We start from the raw sequence: 16,300 nt of genomic DNA, 5'->3' as shown, positions 1-16,300 counted from the left end.
CTCTCTTCAAACGAGGGGGTGGGGACACTCGCCAGACCTCCCCATATATCCGCCACCGTACGAAGATCCTCCACATCCGGCTTCACATACCAGCGCTTCGTGGTCTCGGCGTTGGTATGCCCGGCCCACCGGGCAAGCAGGTCCTCATCTGTCACGACAGCCCCTATAAGCGGGGTCCTGGCTGTAGCTGTTTGAGCAGGTGGAAGACCTCCCGAGCAGCGTAGCGCTCGAGACAACGGACGCTTTCGCGCCGGGTCTTGCCTCCTTGATCCGGCGCTCGCAGTAGTCCTGCGTGCACGGGTCGACCCGCTCATCGACCGGGACCGGGACCGGGCGGGGGCGCGGCTCGCGGCAGCCTTGCCGGTCGAGGAGTCCGGCCGCGCACGCCCGGACGCACACACCGGCGACCGGGCCGGGACGGGAGTGCGGCCCTGGCGGCTCGCAGCCGGCCTCTTCCTGGGCCTGGCGTCCTCGACCAAGTGGAACGGCTTGTACTTCCTCGCCTTCTTCCGCGTGCTCGAAATGCTGGCATCGGCTCCGGGCCGGGTGTTCACCAGGAAACAGATACAGGAAACAGATACTGGAGCACCTGTATGGCATCGACCGCTGTGTCACGACCCGCACCGTCGACGGCCACGTCATGAACCTGCGCCGCGAGATCGAGCACGATCCCACCCGGCCCGAACTGCCGCTCATGGTCCACGGCGTCGACTACAAGGCCGCTGTCAGACCGCCGCCCCAAGAGGGGTGAGGACGGTCGCCCACCTCACCGACTGACGTTCTCGCAGGTGGCCTTCCCGTGCCGGTGCCGCCACGTGTGATGTGTTCCGCGGGCGTGCGGGCTCGGCTCGGAGCAGTGGCCCGGCCGACTGGTCCGGTCGACATGTGTTGGCCCGGTCCGACCATCCCCGTTACTTTGGTGATCATTCCAGAACTGGTACGTTCACTGGGTTCCGAGCAGGGTGTCGGCCCACAAGGGGTGTCCGGGTCAGCGTTCCGTGGGGTGGGGATGGACAGGACGGCGTTCGGCCGACTGTTGCGTGAGGCACGGCAGCGTTCGCTGCTGACACTGGAAAGTCTCGCCGAGGCCTCCGGCGTGAGTGTCCGGGCCATCAGCGACATGGAGCGGGGGCAGAGCCTGCCGCGGCAGGCGACGCTCAGCGAGCTGATGGACGCCCTGGACCTGGACGAGGACGAGCGCCGGAAATTCGTCGAGGCGTCGGTGCGGCGTACGCGGCCGGTTCCGCAGCAACTGCCGCCCGACCTCGCCGCGTTCCGCGGCCGGAAGGAGACGCTGACGGCTGTCCACCGTCTCACTTCGCGGGTCGCCGAACGAGGCGGACATGTGGTCATCTCCGCGATCGGGGGCATGGCGGGTGTCGGCAAGACGACGCTCGCGTTGCACTGGGCCCACCAGGTGGCGGACCGTTTCCCGGACGGCCAGCTGTATGTGAACCTGCGCGGATTCGAGGACTCCGGACAGCCCCTGGACCCCGCAGAGGCCCTCGGCCGGTTTCTCCACGCGCTCGGGGTGCCCAGCAACGCCATACCGGGCGGCACCGAGGAGCGCGGTGCGCTGTTCCGGGAACAGACGGCGTCCCGGCGGCTGATCGTCGTACTGGACAACGCACACACGGCGGCGCAGGTCAGGCCACTGCTGCCGGCCTCCGCAGGGTGTCTGACCATCGTCACTTCCCGTAGTCAGCTGTCCGGTCTGGCCGTGACCGAGGGAGCCGACCTGGTCACTCTGGATGTGTGGACACCCGAGGAGGCACTGGCGGCCCTGGCCGCGCGGATCGGCGAGGAGCGGTGCCGGGCGGAGCCGGAGGCGGCCGCGGAGCTGGTGGAGCTGTGCGGGTTCCTGCCGCTGGCGGTCGCGATCGTCGGCGCTCAGTTGAGCGCGTCCCCCAATGTCTCGCTGGGCCTGGGGGTGCGCGAGTTGCGTGCCACCCGGTCACGGCTGGACGCCCTGTCGACCGGTGAGCGGCAGGTGGATGTCCGTGCGGTCTTCTCCTGGTCGTACCGGGCCCTGACCCCCCAGACGGCGCGGTTCTTCCGGCATCTGGCAGTTCATCCGGGATCGGCCGTGTCGGCGGAGGCCGCCGCCTCGCTCGGAGGCGTCGAGATGGCGGTAGCCCGGCCGCATCTGCGAGAGCTGGCCTCGGCCAACCTGCTCTCGCGTGACGCCGAGGGCCTGTACGTGGTGCACGACTTGGTGCGGGCTTACGGCGCCGAGCTCGTCGAACAGGAGACGGACGACCGGTTCGGCGCCGAGACACGTCTGGTGGAATACCTGCGCCACAACGCGCACGTGGCACACCAGTTACTGGTGCAGACCACGTCAGAGCCCGTCGATCCCCCGGCGGCGGGGGTGGTACGCGTCACCTTCGGAACACATGAGGAGGCGTTGAACTGGTTCCGTCAGGAGGAATCGACGGTCTCAGCCGCTCTGCGCTCGCTGGACGACCCCCGGCTGCTGCGCTTCCGTATGAACGTCACGCAGTACTGGGTGGCCTACTACTCTGTCATGGGCCGCTGGGCCGAGGAGATCGAGACCAAGCGCATCGGTCTGGACGCCGCTTCACAGCTGGACGACCCGGTCGCCATCGCGAGCAACTCCGCCAGTTTGGCCCGTGCGCTGGCTGAGACGGGACAGGCAGACGAGGCCGACAGGCTGGTCGAGTTGCTGCAGGTGCAACTGCCCAGGCTGGGTCCGGCACAGCGCGCGGGCGCCGAGCGGAGTATCGGTTGGGTGCGTGGTCGTCAGAAACGCCACGACGAGGCTCTGCATCACGCCCAGAGGGCTCTGGAGATCTACCGCACCGAGGGGGACGACGGAGCCGCGGCCCGCGAGCTGAACGCCGTGGGCTGGTATCTCGCCCTGCTCGGCCGGTACCAGGAGGCGATCGCCAGGTGCGAGGAGGCGATCCCTCTGCTGCGCCGGAACGGTAACCTCCGTATCGAAGCGGCCGCTTGGGACACCATGGGCTATGCCAGACAGCACCTCGGCGATCTCACCACGGCGATGGCGAACTACCGGCAGTCGCTGGACCTCTACGAAGAGGTCCTCGACGGCTACAACCAGGCCGAGGTGCTCGGCCATCTGGCCATGGCGCAACTGGACATGGGCGATCGCGCCGGAGCACGCGCAAGCTGGATGCGAGCGGCCGACCTGCTCAGTGCGATCCACGATCCACGCGCGGCGCGGATGCGGGCGAACGCGCAGGCCCTGGACGTTCCCGCGGCACACCCCGAGAGTCTCTAGTGGTGCTCCGTTGGGTCGTTGTGGGTCTCGGTGAGCTCGTGGGGACTGGTTTGGTGGCCGGTGGTGCAGGTGCCGGTCCAGCAGTTCAGGAGGCTTCGGAGGGCGTCGAGCATCTGGTAGAGGGTGAGTCCGGTGAGGGGACTTTTGGGGCCGGCCGGTGTTCCGTGAGGAGGGCGTGGGCGGCGGTGACGAGGGTGATGACGTGGTGGTGCCAGCCGTTCCAGGAGTGGCCTTCGAAGTGGTCCAGGCCCAGGCCGTGTTGAGTTCGCGGTAGTCGCGCTTCGTGCGCCGGCGGATCTTTGCCAGGCGGACCAGGTCTTCGATGGGTGTGTCGGTGGGCAGGTCGGACAGTAGCCGGTCGGTGTCCTCTGGCCGGCGGGCCATTCCGCGAGCAGGCTGCGCAGCGGCAGGATGCCGTCCCACTGCCGACGCGCACGAGACGGTTCCGGCCGCCGCGCCGCCCGGGCTCGCGGGGATACCTTTCTCCCCACTTCCCGGAAAGTCTCGCCGCCCCCGGGGCCGCGTCCCGCAAGGTGGTGTGGCGGCGCGCGGCGGGCGGCTCCGCAGGTCACTGCTTGTGCCAGGGTCGGCACTCCGGACGGCGCGAACGTAGCCGTGGAACTTCTGGTGGCATTCACCACGGAGTTGGTCACCGGAGCACAGTGGCCTGGATCCTTACACCACTTCGTGGAACGCGATCGCCCCCGGGCAATCTGCATGCCAACTGCCTGGTTCCGCAGGCACCGCTCCAGTGGGATGGAGCAGGCAAGAAAGCGCTCCCATGGCCTGGTGGGACCGTTCGCCACGGAACAGGGGTCTCCATGAACGCGCAGATCAGCCTCTCCCCCCTCGCCTCCGGTAAGGACCGGCAGCGCACGCTGTCGCTCGTCGCCCCCATTCCCGAGACCTCGCCTGGGAGGGTGGGGCTCGTCGGCCTTGATCGCGAACAGCGCGAGCTTCAGGACTTCCTGCGCGAGGCGACGGCCCACGGAGCGGCCCAGGTCATATGCGGGCACGGGGGATCAGGCAAGTCCGAGCTGCTCGAAGCCGCCGTCCAGGCGGCCATGGCCACCGGCCTTCGGGTACTGCGCTGCGCCGGCATCCGGGGCGGCCACGCGCCCGACCTCTCCGGCCTGCTCCAGATCGTCTGGCCGGTCCTGGGCGGCCCGGGCCGGTCATCGGACGGCGGACGATACGAGCCCCTGGAGACGCTCCTCGTCGACAGTGCCGCCGCCCGGGCCGAGCGGTCACAGCTGTTGTTCGCCGTACAGCGCGTCCTGGAATCGGCCAGCGCCAGGCAGCCCCTGCTGGTTGCCGTGGACGACTGGGACGCGCTGGACGAACCCAGCAGGGACGCGCTGGCCTTCGTCGCCCGGCGGACCGAGGGCCATCCGATGGCCCTGCTGATGACAGTACGTCCGCAACGCACCCGGCTGGCGTCCCTCGCGGGTCTCCCCGAGATGCGGCTCGACCCCCTGACACCGGCCCAGTCCGCCCGGCTGCTGGCGACCAGGCGTCCCGGCTTGGACGCGCAGACCGCACGCGGACTGATGGCGACCTCGGCCGGCAACCCTCTGGCACTGCTCGAACTCCCCACCCGCTCCGAGGACTCGCTGCCCTATATGCCCCCTTCATCGGACCGGCTGGCAGCCGCCATGGCGCCCGGCGCCGCCCGCCTGCCCTCGGGGACGCGGGATCTGCTCCTGGTGGCAGCGCTCCACCCGACGGGAGACCTCCCGCTGCTGCTGTCGGCGGCATCCCGGATCGGGGGTGCCGAGCTGGGCTTCGCGACGCTGGAGCCCGCCGAACGCGAGGGCTTTGTCGCCTTCGACGGCATACGGCTGCTCTTCAGCCATCCCGCGACCGCAGGGGCGGTGGTCCACCAGGTCGATCCGCGGCGCTGCCGTGCCGCGCACGCCGCCCTGGCGGCCGTACTGGCACCCGGCTCGGTACGGATGCTGTGGCACCGGTCCCAGGCCGTGGAGGGCCGCGACCGGGAGCTGGCGCGCCGTCTCGAAGAGGTGCACCGGCACGCGCTGGAACAGTTCGAGCCGCCGATGGCCGTACGACTGCTGCGCCGGGCGGCAGACCTGTACTCCGAGCCCGAGGACCGGGGCCGTTGCGCCCTGCGGGCTGCCCAGCTCGCCCAGACGTTCGGGCTGGAGCGCATGGCACGGACGATGGCGCACCGCGCGCTGCGTCACCCGCTGGGCCCCCTGGGCACGCTGTGCGCCGAGACTCTGACGCGGAGCGGGAGCGGCGGTGGACAACCACCGGCCGAACCCGCCGCCTGGCCCACGCCGGAGGGCACCGGCGAACAGGAGAACGCGCTCGAGCTCGTCCGCATCACGGCGCCCGAGGCGGCGGGCGATGACGCACGCGCCGAAGCGCTGCTCGCCTTCCTCGACAAGATGCCGGACCGGGCGAACGACCCCCGGCTGCTGCAGGCCATGGCCACGGTCGGCCCGGTGCGCAGAGCCGCGACCGTCCTCGCGGGCGTGTCCCCCGTGCGGCACCTGGCCGACGTGCCCGTACGGGACCTCGAACGCCTGGGTGAGGCCGCCCTGCTGGCCCATGACCCGGTGCGGGCACTGGAGCTGTACCGGCAGGCAGAGCGCCGCCACCGCTTCCTCGATCTGCCCGACCAGCTGCCCCGGGTGCTGCTTCGGCAGGGGCTGGCTCACCTGGCTTTGGGCGACTGGGGCCAGGGCGGCCATGCGTTCCGGCGGTGCGCGGAACTCGCCGAGGACCACGGCCAGGACCACCACGCGGCAGCCGCCCGCCTTCTGGCGGATCTCGTACGAGGACTGCGCACCGGCGGCACGGTACGCGGCGGTGACGCTCTCGAACTGGAGACGGCTCGGGCCTCGGTCCGTTCGATCGACACGGTTCTCGCCGTCGGGGCGGCCTGTGCGCGGGCGGAAGGCGGCGACTTCGGGGCCGCCTTCGGAAAGCTGTCGGACCTCCTGGCCGACCCGAGTGGCCGTGCGGTGGCCCTGTTCGCCCTGGTGCACTTCGCGGAGGCGGCCAGTGCCGAGAACGTGTCCGGGCAAGCGCTCGCGGCGCTCGACCGGCTCGAAGCGGAGTGGGGCGCGGAGTGCGCCCCCGTCATCGCCGTCCCGTTCGCGGTGGCGCGGGCCGTTCTCGCGGACGGCCAGGAGGCGGAGGCGCTGTTCGAGCGGGCCTTCGCCGCGGACCTGTCCCGTCGGCCGTTCCTGGAGGCGCCGCTGCGTCTGGCCCACGGGCGGTGGCTGCGGCGTCGGCGGCAGTTCGCCGACTCCCGGGCCACCCTGCGCCGGGCGGCGGCCGCCTTCACCATGATGGGTGCCGAGGCACGTGCCTCGCGCATCGTCGAGGAGCTGCGGGCATCCGGGGAGCGCGCGGAAGGGGGCCTGGCGGACGGTGCGGCACGCGGCCTGCTCTCCGCCCAGGAACTGCGGGTCGCCGAACTCGCCGCCCATGGACTGTCCAACCGTGAGATCGGTGAATTGCTCGATCTGTCGCCGCGGACCATCGGGGCGTACCTCTACCGCATCTTCCCCCGGCTGGGCGTGACAGCGCGGGCGCAGCTCGCCGAGGCGCTGAGGGATCCGCACGCGGCCTGACGGCGAGCGCACCGCCACGGTGTGGCCTGCGGGTCAGTCCCCGCCGAGCAGCGCGGCGAGCTGCGCGCGGGAGGTGACGTTCAGCTTCGGGAAGATCTGGTACAGATGCGAGGCGACCGTACGCGATGACAGACGCAGGTGCTCCCCGATGGCCCGGTTGGTCAGACCCCGGGCGGCCAGCCGGGCGATGGTGAGCTGCTGCGGCGACAGCACCTGCCAGACGTCGTCCTCGTCCCGTTGTTCGGGCACCAACTGTCCCGCTGCCCTCAGCTCGGCCGCCGCCTGCTCCGCGCGGGGCCGCGCGCCGAGGACCCTGAAGACGGACTCGGCCGCTGCCAGCGGTGTGCGTGACTCCGTGACGCGGCGCCGGCGCCTGAGCCAGGCTCCGTGGCCGAACTGGGTCATGCCGTGCAGAAGGGGCCACGCCTCGAGCCCGGGCGCCAGTACGTCACGGTAGCGGGCCTCCGCCTCCTCGTCAGGTGCGAGGACCGCGCCCGCGTACGCCAGGATCCGTTCCACGAGGGGTGCGCGGACCCCTTCGGTCCGGGACGAGACGTGCGCGACCACCGTCCTGGCATCGGCCTGCTCGCCCGCGGGTAGTGCCGCCTCCGTCAGGAAGGCGAGCCCCCAGAACTGCTCGAAGGAGTACGGCGTCATCGGTTCGGCGAACAGGGAGCGCAGCTGCGCATAGGCATCGGCGTACCGGCCCGTGCCGCAGTCGGTGAGCGCGCGGCCCAGCGCGGCCAGGCTCAGCTGCCGGTTCTGGCCTAGGCGCAACGAGGCCTCCTCGACCTCCGCGGCGCACTCCAGCGCCCGCTCGTGGTGTCCCTGCAGCGCCTTGATGAGGCCCTGCGTCCCGGTGGCTCTCGCCACCCAGTCGGGCTGTCCCGTCCGGCTCGCGATCACCCTGCCCTCTTCGGCCAGCGCCAGGGCGGTGTGCCACTGGGAACCGAGCCAGATCTGCCCCATCGCCCTCGGTACGAGGATCTGCGGCAGCCTGCCGTACCGTCCGTTGGCCCGGGCGGCCGCCTCGGCCTTCTCGAAGAGGGGTGCCGATCGGTCGAGGTCGCAGGTGAGGTGGGTGATCTGGCCGAGCAGACTCTGCCCATCGCCGTCGGGCACTTGGGAAGGGGGATGAGGGGCCGGCGGGCGGGGTAGGGTCTGCGGGTCGATCAACGCCATGACGGCGAGGTCACGTGCGTTGCGGGGACCGGGCCGCAGTTCCTCGAACGCCCGCATGACCATGCGGCGTTCGCCGGGTCCGGCCTGTTGCCACCAGCATCTGCGGGCCGCCGCGTACAGCAGTTTCTGCGTGAGCTCGGGATCCTGCGCGGCGACGGCGCGGGCCGCCCGGCACAGTTCGGCGATCCCGTCCCGGCTGGCCGCGCTGTTGCCCGGCAGAAGATCGTGAACCCACAACAGCAGCGCTCGGCCGTACGTCCCGAGGTCGGTCAGGTCGATCCGGCGCGCATGCCGGAGCGCCTGCTCCGCCAGACCGTGGTCGCAGGCCAGCTCGGCGGCGCGCAGCAGTCGGCCCGCCCGGCGTTCCGGCTCCGCGGAGAGCCGGGCCGCGCATTCCAGGGCGGCCAGGGCCCGAAGCACCGTGGTGTTCGACAGGGGGCCGTCGGCCAGGGTTTCCAACCGCCGGGCCAGTTCCTCATCGGGGCCCGCCGTGCACTGGGCCGTGTGCCAGGCCGCGTGGCCCGGGCTGGTGAGGCTCTGGCCGAGCGCGGCGTGAGCGGCCATGCGGCGGGCCGCCGACTCCAGATGCAGGACCGCCGGTCGCAGCAGCGGCTGGGGGAAGCACAGTCGCCGGTCCTCTTCGACGACGAGGCCCCGCGCGAGGGCCTCGGTCAGGCCGGCGTGCGCCGCGTGGCCGCCGCCCAGCATCAGGGTGCTCGCGGCCAGGATGTCCGAGGCGACGGGTGAGGCGCTCAATGCCGCGGTGAGCAGTACGCCTCGGGCCGGTGCCGACAGCCCTTCCAGGTCCTCCGCGTACGCTTCGGCCAGGCGAGGTGTCGCCGCCGGCATGCCGAAGCCCGCCGCGTCCCCGGGAGGGTCTTCGCCCAGGCGGAGTTCGGTGAGTGCGAGCGGGTTGCCCCGCGCCACCGCGAGGACCAGTCGCTCCTCGGTGTAACCGGTTGCCCGCCCCGCGCGGGCGACGAGCGCACGGGCCTGCGGGTCGGGCAGTCCCGTGAGCGTGGCGGTGAGCGCGTCCGTGGTGATCGGGGCATCGGGTGAGGTGCGCTCGGCCAGGATCATGGCCACCTGTGCCCCGTCCGTCGCGCCGCGGAGCCGGGCCAGGGCGCGCAGGGTGTCCCGGCTCGCCGCGTCGATCCGGTCGAGGTCGTCCACGCACAGCAGGACCGGCTCCGCCGACGTGGCGAGCAGGCGCAGCACGGCTGTGGCCAGCCGCGCGGGTGCGGGCGCGGCGGGGCCGCCGCCGAAGGCGGTCTCGAGCACGGTGCGTTCCGTGAAGGGCAGCTCGGTGAGCCGGGCGAGGACGGGACGGAGCAGTTTGTGCAGGGCCGCGTGGGGCAGTCCTCGCTCAGCGGGTGCCGACGTCGTCGACAGCACGCGTATGCCCTGGCGTTCGGCTGCCTCCGCGGCGAAACGTATGATGGCGGTCCTGCCTGTGCCCGGTGCGCCGCTCAGGTGGAGCACCCGTCCGCCGCGCGGCACATCCGCCAGCAAGGCGGCCACCAGGTTCCGCTCCCGGTCTCGGCCGATCAGTGCGGTGCCGTCCGGGCCGACATCGCACGTATCGACGCCCTCCGGCCCAATGCGGTCCGAGTCGATATGTGTGCCCACTTCGTGCCCCCACGTTCCGCCGGCACACTGCGGGTGCGTGTGGCCCGTCTACGGAAAGTTCGTTCCGCGGGCGTGCCCGCGTGCCCCTACCGTCCGCCAGAGTGTGTGTCCGCATACACGCTCACCCAATCACACATATGCGCCAATCATCCACAGAGGCGCTTACTCATGTGTTTGTTCGTTCGGGGGCCCATTCGCCACCCCGGCCGCCGTACAGAGATCACGGATGCTGACGTCGGCCCCGAACTCCAGACGGCGGAAAACCCAGTCGATGGGGTAGCACTCCCGGGCGTCGGGCAGCTCCACGACCAGGGAAACGCTCGCTCGGTGGGCGGCCGGGCCGTGCCGCCAGGCGCCGCCGAAGTGGCGGGTCAGTATCTCGCCGACGTAACAGCCGAAGGCAGTGAGGGACTCCGCCATGTCCTCGCCGGTGACACCTTCGGCCCGGAAGCCATCGACAATGTCCTCCACCAGATCGATGCTCTCGGGGCTGTAGTCGAGGTCCGCACTGCTGATGTCGGCCGCGGTCGCGACGATGGCGGCGGCATGCCGGGGAGCGCTGCCCGGCTCCAGTGGGGGGTTCAGGTGCACCTGCATGTTGGTCCTCGGGCCGTTGCCGTCAATGTCATCGAGGCTAACTGCAGGACACTCGGCCAGACATGCCCCGGCCCGGATCGATACGGAACCCGATCCACCGGCGACGAGACGAACATGACCCGCGGACCGAGTTTTGCAGTCGATCTACTCATGCCTCCGCACCCCTGGACTGTCAAAGTCGCAGCCATGCCCTCCCCCACTTCCCGGGCGTCGAAGCGGACACACCGTCGGCCCCGCACCGTGACACCCGTCCTCGCACCGCCTTGCGGACTGCTCCGATGAAAGGATTCCGGTGTGGCACGCCCTCGTGAATTCGACACCGACCTGGCGGTGGAACGGGCCATGGCCTTGTTCTGGCGGCAGGGCCATCACGCCACGCCCGTTCCGCAGCTGACCGCACTGCTGGGAATCGGCAGCGGCAGCCTCTACGCGGCCTTCGGATCAAAGGACGGCCTCTACGCCCAGGTACTCAAGCGCTACTGCGAGGGTTTGATAGCGGATCTCGAGCACAACCTGAGGACCGGCTCCGACATCCGCACCGCCTTGCGGTGCTTGATGCTCGCGATGGTCACGGCCGACGCGGCGGACCCGCAGCGCGGATGTCTCCTGGTCAACGCCACCACCGAACGGGCAGCCCATGACGGCACGGTGGAGCAGGTGCGCACCGCCATGACCGCCATGGAGTCCGTGCTGACCGAGACGCTGGAGCGCGCCCGCGTACGGGGAGAGCTGAGCAGCGAGCACAGTCCGGTGGAAATGGCACGCTTCCTCACGACGTTCGTCCAGGGCATTCATGTCATGAGCCAGGCGCGCGCCGACCGGGTGTTTCTGGAATCCGCCATCACCGCAGCGCTGAGGGCACTGGACTGAGACCTCGCCTTTCACGAGGAGGCAGTCAGACGACTGGCCCGCGGGAGGTGTGCGGCTTCCGAATGAGGTGCTGGTAACGACCCGGAAGCACCATCTCCAGCTCGACGAGGTGGTGGTCACCACAGCACGGGACCATGGCGACATGATGGCCGAACGCGCCACCGCACTGGGGGTGAGCCCGGACAGTCGGGCCGCCACCCTTGCCGCCACCAGCGGCGTCCCCGCCTTTTCGCCGGGCTGTACGAAGGACGTCGACGCCGACGCCGACGCCGGCCAGGCCGACCAGGCCGCGGCGGCCCCGGGTGTTCGGCTGAGACACGAGTGCTCGGCCGAGAGCTGGACGAGATCGGCCGCGCCCGGAAGAGCAGCAGGGCCCGGATCGCGCGTCGCGGTCCGGGCCCTGCCCCATGCGGTGCCGCCCTGCGACTGCGGTGCGTCAGCTCTGGGCGGTGTCGTCGCTCGTCTGCCCGACGCCCTCAGCTCCGCCTACCTTCTCGCGCATCTTGCGCACCAGCTCCGCCTTCTGGTCGGCGGCGCCCTGGCGGTCGAGGTTGCGGTGCGGACCGTTGTTCTGCCGTTCCGCACGGGACAGCTTCTTGCGCTGGCCGCCGCCCATGCCCACAGGGTTATTGATGTTCTTGCTCACGGGTTCTCCCGAAATGATGTGAAGTGACCTACGGATTCATCGGCGGGGGACGGGCGCGGCGACATCGAAGGACGTCAGCAAGTGCCCATCACGCTCTCACTCGTAAATCGGCGTCTGGAAGAACATGACCAAGACGGTACCCGGTTCCGTCGACCCCGCACACCAAGTTGTTCGCCGCCCCGGCGTCGGCCGGGCCTTCGGTGAGCACCCTGGGTCAGCCGTCCCCTCCCATACTCCGGCGGCGGTCTCCGCTGCGTTCGACGACCCGAACCTGAGCGCACGGGTCACTGCCCGGCTGATCATGCGCCGGATCCGTGACCTGGCCGAACCCGCCCTCGTGGGTGAACAGGGCGAACCGTTCCCCCTCTGGCGCTACCACCCGGCGAGTTCGGCTGGGTAGGCCGGGGAGTCGCGCAGGACGAGCAGGATGCGGCAGCGGATCGGATCGGTGAGCGCGCGGCCGAAGCGGGCCAGCACCTCGATATCGGAGACAACAGTCAACACGCCCCGACAGTACATAAAGTCCTGAATTCAGAAATCCTGGATCGTGCTGCCTGAGCCTGGTCATGTGTGTTCAGCCGTCAGCCGTCGCCGTCGGGGATGGCGGAGGCAGGAGACGACGACCACGAAGGGCCAGAGCGACTGCATGAACGTCACTACCCGTTCCGTGACGCCGATGACACCCTGATGACGCACCTCGAACAGAAACCAGGCGGCGGCTATGCCCATCAAAGCGGTCGCGAGCATTGAGGGCGTGGGCCGGAGGCCCCATGGGGCGGCTCCATCACGCTGCGCGGCGAGGACCGGCCACACCGCGAGCAGGGCGAAGCCGACCGCGGCGACAGAACCATGGCGCAGGTCGCCTCCGCTGCTCGGCGCCGGTACCAACACCACCGCCAGGGCCGACAGCCCGCCGCCCGCAAGCGCCATGCGACCGGCGCGCGTGGCCGCGCGCAGTCCCCAGGCGGTGACCAAGTGACAGACGCCGACGGCGAACAGCGCGGCGGTCATCACCCAGAATCCCGCGGCTCCGTAGGCCGCCAGGACGCTGATCGTCTGCGTGGCCGAGTCATAGGCGGGCCCCTCAAGCAGCGCCGCGACGGCCCACCCCGCCACCAGAATGACCGGCGCGCATCCGGACGAGAAAAACGCCCACCAAGTGACAAGTCGCATCAGACCACCGTAGATGGCCGATAGTCCCCCGCAGCTCAAGCACCGCGAGGCCCGCTTGCCGTCTCACCCAGCCGCCCGGGCGGGTCGCCGATCGTCGTCGGTCGCCGTTCCTATGATGGCCGCATGCACGGCCTGCGCGAGCTCGCGGAGGGCACACCGCCGGAGCGGGAACGCTACATCGACCTGTTGCGGGCGCTGGCCATCGTCATCGTGGTGCTCGGTCACTGGACGGTCATCGTGGTCACCGGCGGGGCCGACGGCCTGGACGGCTTCAGCGCGCTCGAAGCGCTGCCGTGGGGCCGCCCGATCACCTGGCCGCTCCAGGTGATGCCGGTGTTCTTCCTGGTGGGCGGGTTCGCCAACGCCGCCTCGCTGACGTCACGCACCCGTGGGGGCGGGGAAGCCGGGGACTGGTTGCTGGACCGCAGCGCGCGGCTCGTACCACCGACGACCGTGCTGATGGTGACACTTGCCGCCGCCGCACTGGTCGCCCGGCTGGCCGGTGTCGACCCGGTTCAGGTGGGCCGGGCCGTGTGGCTGGCCTCGCTCCCGTTGTGGTTCCTGCTCGTCTATCTCGTGGTGGTTTTCCTGACGCCGCTCATGCACCGCCTGCACCGGAGGGTCGGGCTGGTCGTGCCGCTGGTACTGGTGGGGCTGGTCGCCGCGGGCGACGTGGTGCGGCTGGTGTTCGACGCGTCGGCGCCGCAACTGGGCAATTACCTGTTCGCCTGGCTGGCGGTGCACCAGATCGGCTTCGCCTGGCAGGACGGGACGCTGCCGGTCCGGCCCAGGGTGGCCGTGCCGCTACTGGTGGGCGGCGCCGCGGTGGCGGTGCTGCTGACGGTGGCCGGCCCCTACCCGGTCAGCATGGTCGACGTCCCAGGCACATCGTTCCGCAACCTCTCGCCGCCGACCCTCGCGCTGCTCGCGTTGGCAACGGCTCAGCTCGGGCTGGTGCTGTTGCTGCGCGACGCGGGGAGCCGGTGGCTGCGACGGCTTGATCCATGGACGGCCGTGATCGCCGTGAACTCGGTGATCCTGACCGTGCTGCTGTGGCACATGAGCGTGTTCGTGCTCGTCGCCGGTGCCGTGTACGCCTTCGGTCTGTTCCCGTTGCCCGAACCCCCTGGCCGGACAGGCGCCTGGCTGCTGTGGAAACTGCCGTGGCTGGTCCTGCTCCTGTTGGCGCTCGCCGCGTTGGTGGCCGTAGTCGGCCGCATCGAACAACGAGGTGCTGTTTCCTCGCACAGTCCGTGGACGCCTCGAGCGCTCGGCCGCCCCGGGCCGCGCGCCCGCGCGACCTCCGTCGGCTACGCGGCCTGTGTGCTCGGTCTGCTGGGTCTCGCCGCCGGCCCGGTCGAGCGCGGCGCCCTGGGGCTCCCGGCCGCAGCGCTGGCCGTCTTCCTGTTCGGCGCCGCCGTACTCCGCGCGGCACGCGACGAACGAGGAAGGAGACAAACCGGAACCCCCAAAGCCTCCTGACGGCACGTCAGCAAGAGTTCTCCGGTACCACACCGTCAGGAGCTGCTCGTGAGCGCGTCGGTTGGCAGAGGGCTCAGCTGCTGATGGTGGGAGTGGGCCGGTTCACGGTAGCGGGCACGGGCGTCCACTACGTGCCGCCCACACAGCGCCATCGGCCGACATCGGCGCGTCGGTAACTTCCGCACCTGTGGTCACGGAAACGGGACCGATTTGTCCACGCGGCCTGCACGGAGCCGCCGCATGTTGTGATGGGGCACTACATGGCGCGCAAGGAGCTGCCGCATGTGTTGAGTCCACATTTTTCTCACACGGCTCGTAGGTGCTGGGGCAAGGGGTGCGTGGCCATCAGCTGCGACGGGTGCTCAGAGCTCGGTCGGTGAGCCGAGACCCGTGAGGGCGCCGACCGGGTCGAGGTCGGGGGTGCCTCGGGGCCACCAGTCGTCATGGCCCGGTTCCGATTCGTAGGCGTACCAGAGGCCGTCATGCCCCAGGCGGAGTTGTATGTGGCCGCGGGGGTGGGTGAGCTGGTTGTGCCACGGGCGGAACGCCGGGAAGTCGGCGGCCCGGAGGAGCGGGCGGGCCCGGTCGAAACGGCCCGCCGGCGGGTCCCAGGGTTCCTCGAGGACTGCGAGGCCTTCGAGCCCGCCCTGGCGCCAGGCTGCGACCGCGCGCGCCAGCTCCGCCGGGGTGCGGCCGGTGGCGGAGGCGAGGGACGAGTACAGGGCGCGGGTCGTGGCGGTGAGGCCGGAGCCGGGGCGGGTGGCCGCGAGGCGGACGGCGTCCTGCCACACGGTCAGCTCGGCGACCGGGTCACGGCCCGTCGTGAGCATCGCGTGCGCGCGGGCGGCCGCGTCGGTGGCCAACTGGTCCAGCGCGAACGGGTCCGGGCCACCGGGGGACGCCGGGTAGACCGGGGGCTGCTCGGGGTGCGGGGGCGGCGGCAGCGGGGCCGGGAGGGGCGGCAGCGTGCGCGGGACGAGGGCGTCGCGGGCCCGTACGCCGGGGAGTGCCGGTTCCTGGTCCTGGGCGGCCCGGGCCGAACGCGCGGCCAACGCGGCGTTCCGCCGTGACAACGCGTCCAGCAGCTCGCGTTCCGCTCGGCCCCGCAACAGCAGCAGGACGAAGGGGTCTTCGTCCAGCAGCCGTGCCGTCTGGTAGCACAGGGCGGCCGCGTGTTTGCAGGGGTGGCCCGAGTCGGGGCAGCTGCAGTGCGGTACGAGATCACCGGGACCCGGGAGCAGGCCCACGCCGAGATCCGCGAGTGACTGCGGCAGGTCCTTGTCGAGCAACGCCGCGATGTGCCCAGGACGTTCGGCGGCCGCGTCGAGGAACCGCTCCCAGTCGTCGTCCGAAAGCGTACGCATCCGGATCTGGACCCGGTACGGCCGCGGCCGGCTCCCGTGCACGTACGCGAGCACCAGCCCGGGCGTGACGGTGATGGCGTCCACGTGCCCCTCTCCCGCGTACACCCGTCCCCGCCCGAGCCGCGCCTGGTCCAACGCCGTCTCCTCCAGCGCGGTCACCCACGCGTTCCCCCACCACGTCTCGGCGAACCCGTCCGCTCCTTGCGGCCGCGCCGGCAGAGCCGGGAAGGTACGCCGGAGATCACCGTCGCGAGCCGGGGAGGCCATGGGGCGGGTGGGGGACGCGGATGCAGGGGCAGGGGCAGGGGCAGGGGCAGGCGGCGGCGTGGTATCGCGAACTGAGGAGCCGTTGTCCGTGGGCGCGGTGCCGGCTGGGTTCTGCCTCTCGGCCGACGGGACGGCGGACCCGGGAGCCGTCGCCGAAGACTCGCTGCCCGGCGCACCGTCAGGCCGCGCCGTTCGGGCTTCCCTCTCCATCCGGGCCGAC

10 protein-coding genes and 4 pseudogenes are annotated in these 16,300 nt (G+C 71.0%); 7 read left to right on the top strand and 7 right to left on the bottom strand.

Features of this window, described 5'->3' with window-relative positions:
• Window positions 1–321: 321 nt before the first annotated feature.
• The 3 genes and pseudogenes from ACTWQR_RS50115 to ACTWQR_RS50105 form a co-directional block, all read left to right on the top strand.
• A pseudogene (locus tag ACTWQR_RS50115) lies at window positions 322–528 on the top strand (phospholipid carrier-dependent glycosyltransferase); the annotation flags it as partial.
• A gap of 49 nt (window positions 529–577) precedes the next feature.
• Window positions 578–751: a winged helix-turn-helix domain-containing protein gene (locus ACTWQR_RS50110; RefSeq protein WP_443234033.1), complete on the top strand. Its 174-nt coding sequence runs from the start codon at window positions 578–580 to the stop codon at window positions 749–751.
• A gap of 258 nt (window positions 752–1,009) precedes the next feature.
• The gene (locus ACTWQR_RS50105; protein ID WP_443234020.1) at window positions 1,010–3,265 is read left to right on the top strand and encodes an ATP-binding protein; all 2,256 of its coding nucleotides are present in this window, start codon (window positions 1,010–1,012) and stop codon (window positions 3,263–3,265) included.
• 85 nt (window positions 3,266–3,350) lie between these two features.
• Here ACTWQR_RS50105 and ACTWQR_RS50100 read toward each other — a convergent pair.
• Window positions 3,351–3,690, bottom strand: a pseudogene (locus tag ACTWQR_RS50100) (IS701 family transposase); the annotation flags it as partial.
• Between the two features lie 396 nt (window positions 3,691–4,086).
• On the opposite strand from ACTWQR_RS50100, the gene ACTWQR_RS50095 reads away from it, so the two are divergent.
• Complete coding sequence (locus ACTWQR_RS50095; RefSeq protein ID WP_443234019.1) at window positions 4,087–6,870, top strand: AAA family ATPase; 2,784 nt, start codon at window positions 4,087–4,089, stop codon at window positions 6,868–6,870.
• A 33-nt stretch (window positions 6,871–6,903) separates the two neighbouring features.
• Here the strand turns inward: ACTWQR_RS50095 and ACTWQR_RS50090 are convergent, their stop codons facing one another.
• Together ACTWQR_RS50090 and ACTWQR_RS50085 are read right to left on the bottom strand one after the other, a co-directional pair.
• The gene (locus ACTWQR_RS50090) at window positions 6,904–9,681 is read right to left on the bottom strand and encodes an AAA family ATPase (protein WP_443234018.1); all 2,778 of its coding nucleotides are present in this window, start codon (window positions 9,679–9,681) and stop codon (window positions 6,904–6,906) included.
• Between the two features lie 162 nt (window positions 9,682–9,843).
• Window positions 9,844–10,278, bottom strand: a complete 435-nt coding sequence (locus ACTWQR_RS50085; protein ID WP_443234017.1) for a hypothetical protein — start codon at window positions 10,276–10,278, stop codon at window positions 9,844–9,846.
• Between the two features lie 294 nt (window positions 10,279–10,572).
• Between ACTWQR_RS50085 and ACTWQR_RS50080 the strand changes: the two genes are divergently transcribed.
• Window positions 10,573–11,148 carry a TetR/AcrR family transcriptional regulator gene (locus ACTWQR_RS50080; protein WP_443234016.1) on the top strand — a complete coding sequence of 192 codons (576 nt, stop codon included), beginning with the start codon at window positions 10,573–10,575 and terminating at the stop codon, window positions 11,146–11,148.
• Window positions 11,149–11,230: 82 nt separating this feature from the next.
• A pseudogene (locus ACTWQR_RS50075) lies at window positions 11,231–11,407 on the top strand (DNA starvation/stationary phase protection protein); the annotation flags it as partial.
• Between the two features lie 177 nt (window positions 11,408–11,584).
• Here ACTWQR_RS50075 and ACTWQR_RS50070 read toward each other — a convergent pair.
• The 3 genes and pseudogenes from ACTWQR_RS50070 to ACTWQR_RS50060 all read right to left on the bottom strand — a co-directional run bounded on the left by ACTWQR_RS50070 (window position 11,585) and on the right by ACTWQR_RS50060 (window position 12,967).
• Window positions 11,585–11,794 (bottom strand): DUF6243 family protein, encoded by a 210-nt coding sequence (locus ACTWQR_RS50070; protein WP_443234015.1) that lies wholly within the window; start codon window positions 11,792–11,794, stop codon window positions 11,585–11,587.
• 381 nt (window positions 11,795–12,175) lie between these two features.
• Window positions 12,176–12,298, bottom strand: a pseudogene (locus ACTWQR_RS50065) (transcriptional regulator); the annotation flags it as partial.
• Window positions 12,299–12,358: 60 nt separating this feature from the next.
• Complete coding sequence (locus ACTWQR_RS50060) at window positions 12,359–12,967, bottom strand: DUF998 domain-containing protein (RefSeq protein ID WP_443234014.1); 609 nt, start codon at window positions 12,965–12,967, stop codon at window positions 12,359–12,361.
• 123 nt (window positions 12,968–13,090) lie between these two features.
• Between ACTWQR_RS50060 and ACTWQR_RS50055 the strand changes: the two genes are divergently transcribed.
• Window positions 13,091–14,449, top strand: a complete 1,359-nt coding sequence (locus tag ACTWQR_RS50055) for an acyltransferase family protein (protein ID WP_443234013.1) — start codon at window positions 13,091–13,093, stop codon at window positions 14,447–14,449.
• A gap of 362 nt (window positions 14,450–14,811) precedes the next feature.
• Here ACTWQR_RS50055 and ACTWQR_RS50050 read toward each other — a convergent pair.
• On the bottom strand, window positions 14,812–16,300 hold a 1,489-nt coding region (locus tag ACTWQR_RS50050), incomplete at its 5' end, for an SWIM zinc finger family protein (RefSeq protein ID WP_443234012.1).

The sequence above is a fragment of the Streptomyces sp. 2A115 genome, assembly GCF_052245575.1.
Taxonomy (GTDB): domain Bacteria; phylum Actinomycetota; class Actinomycetes; order Streptomycetales; family Streptomycetaceae; genus Streptomyces.
This window is presented reverse-complemented; position numbering and strand designations above follow the sequence as displayed.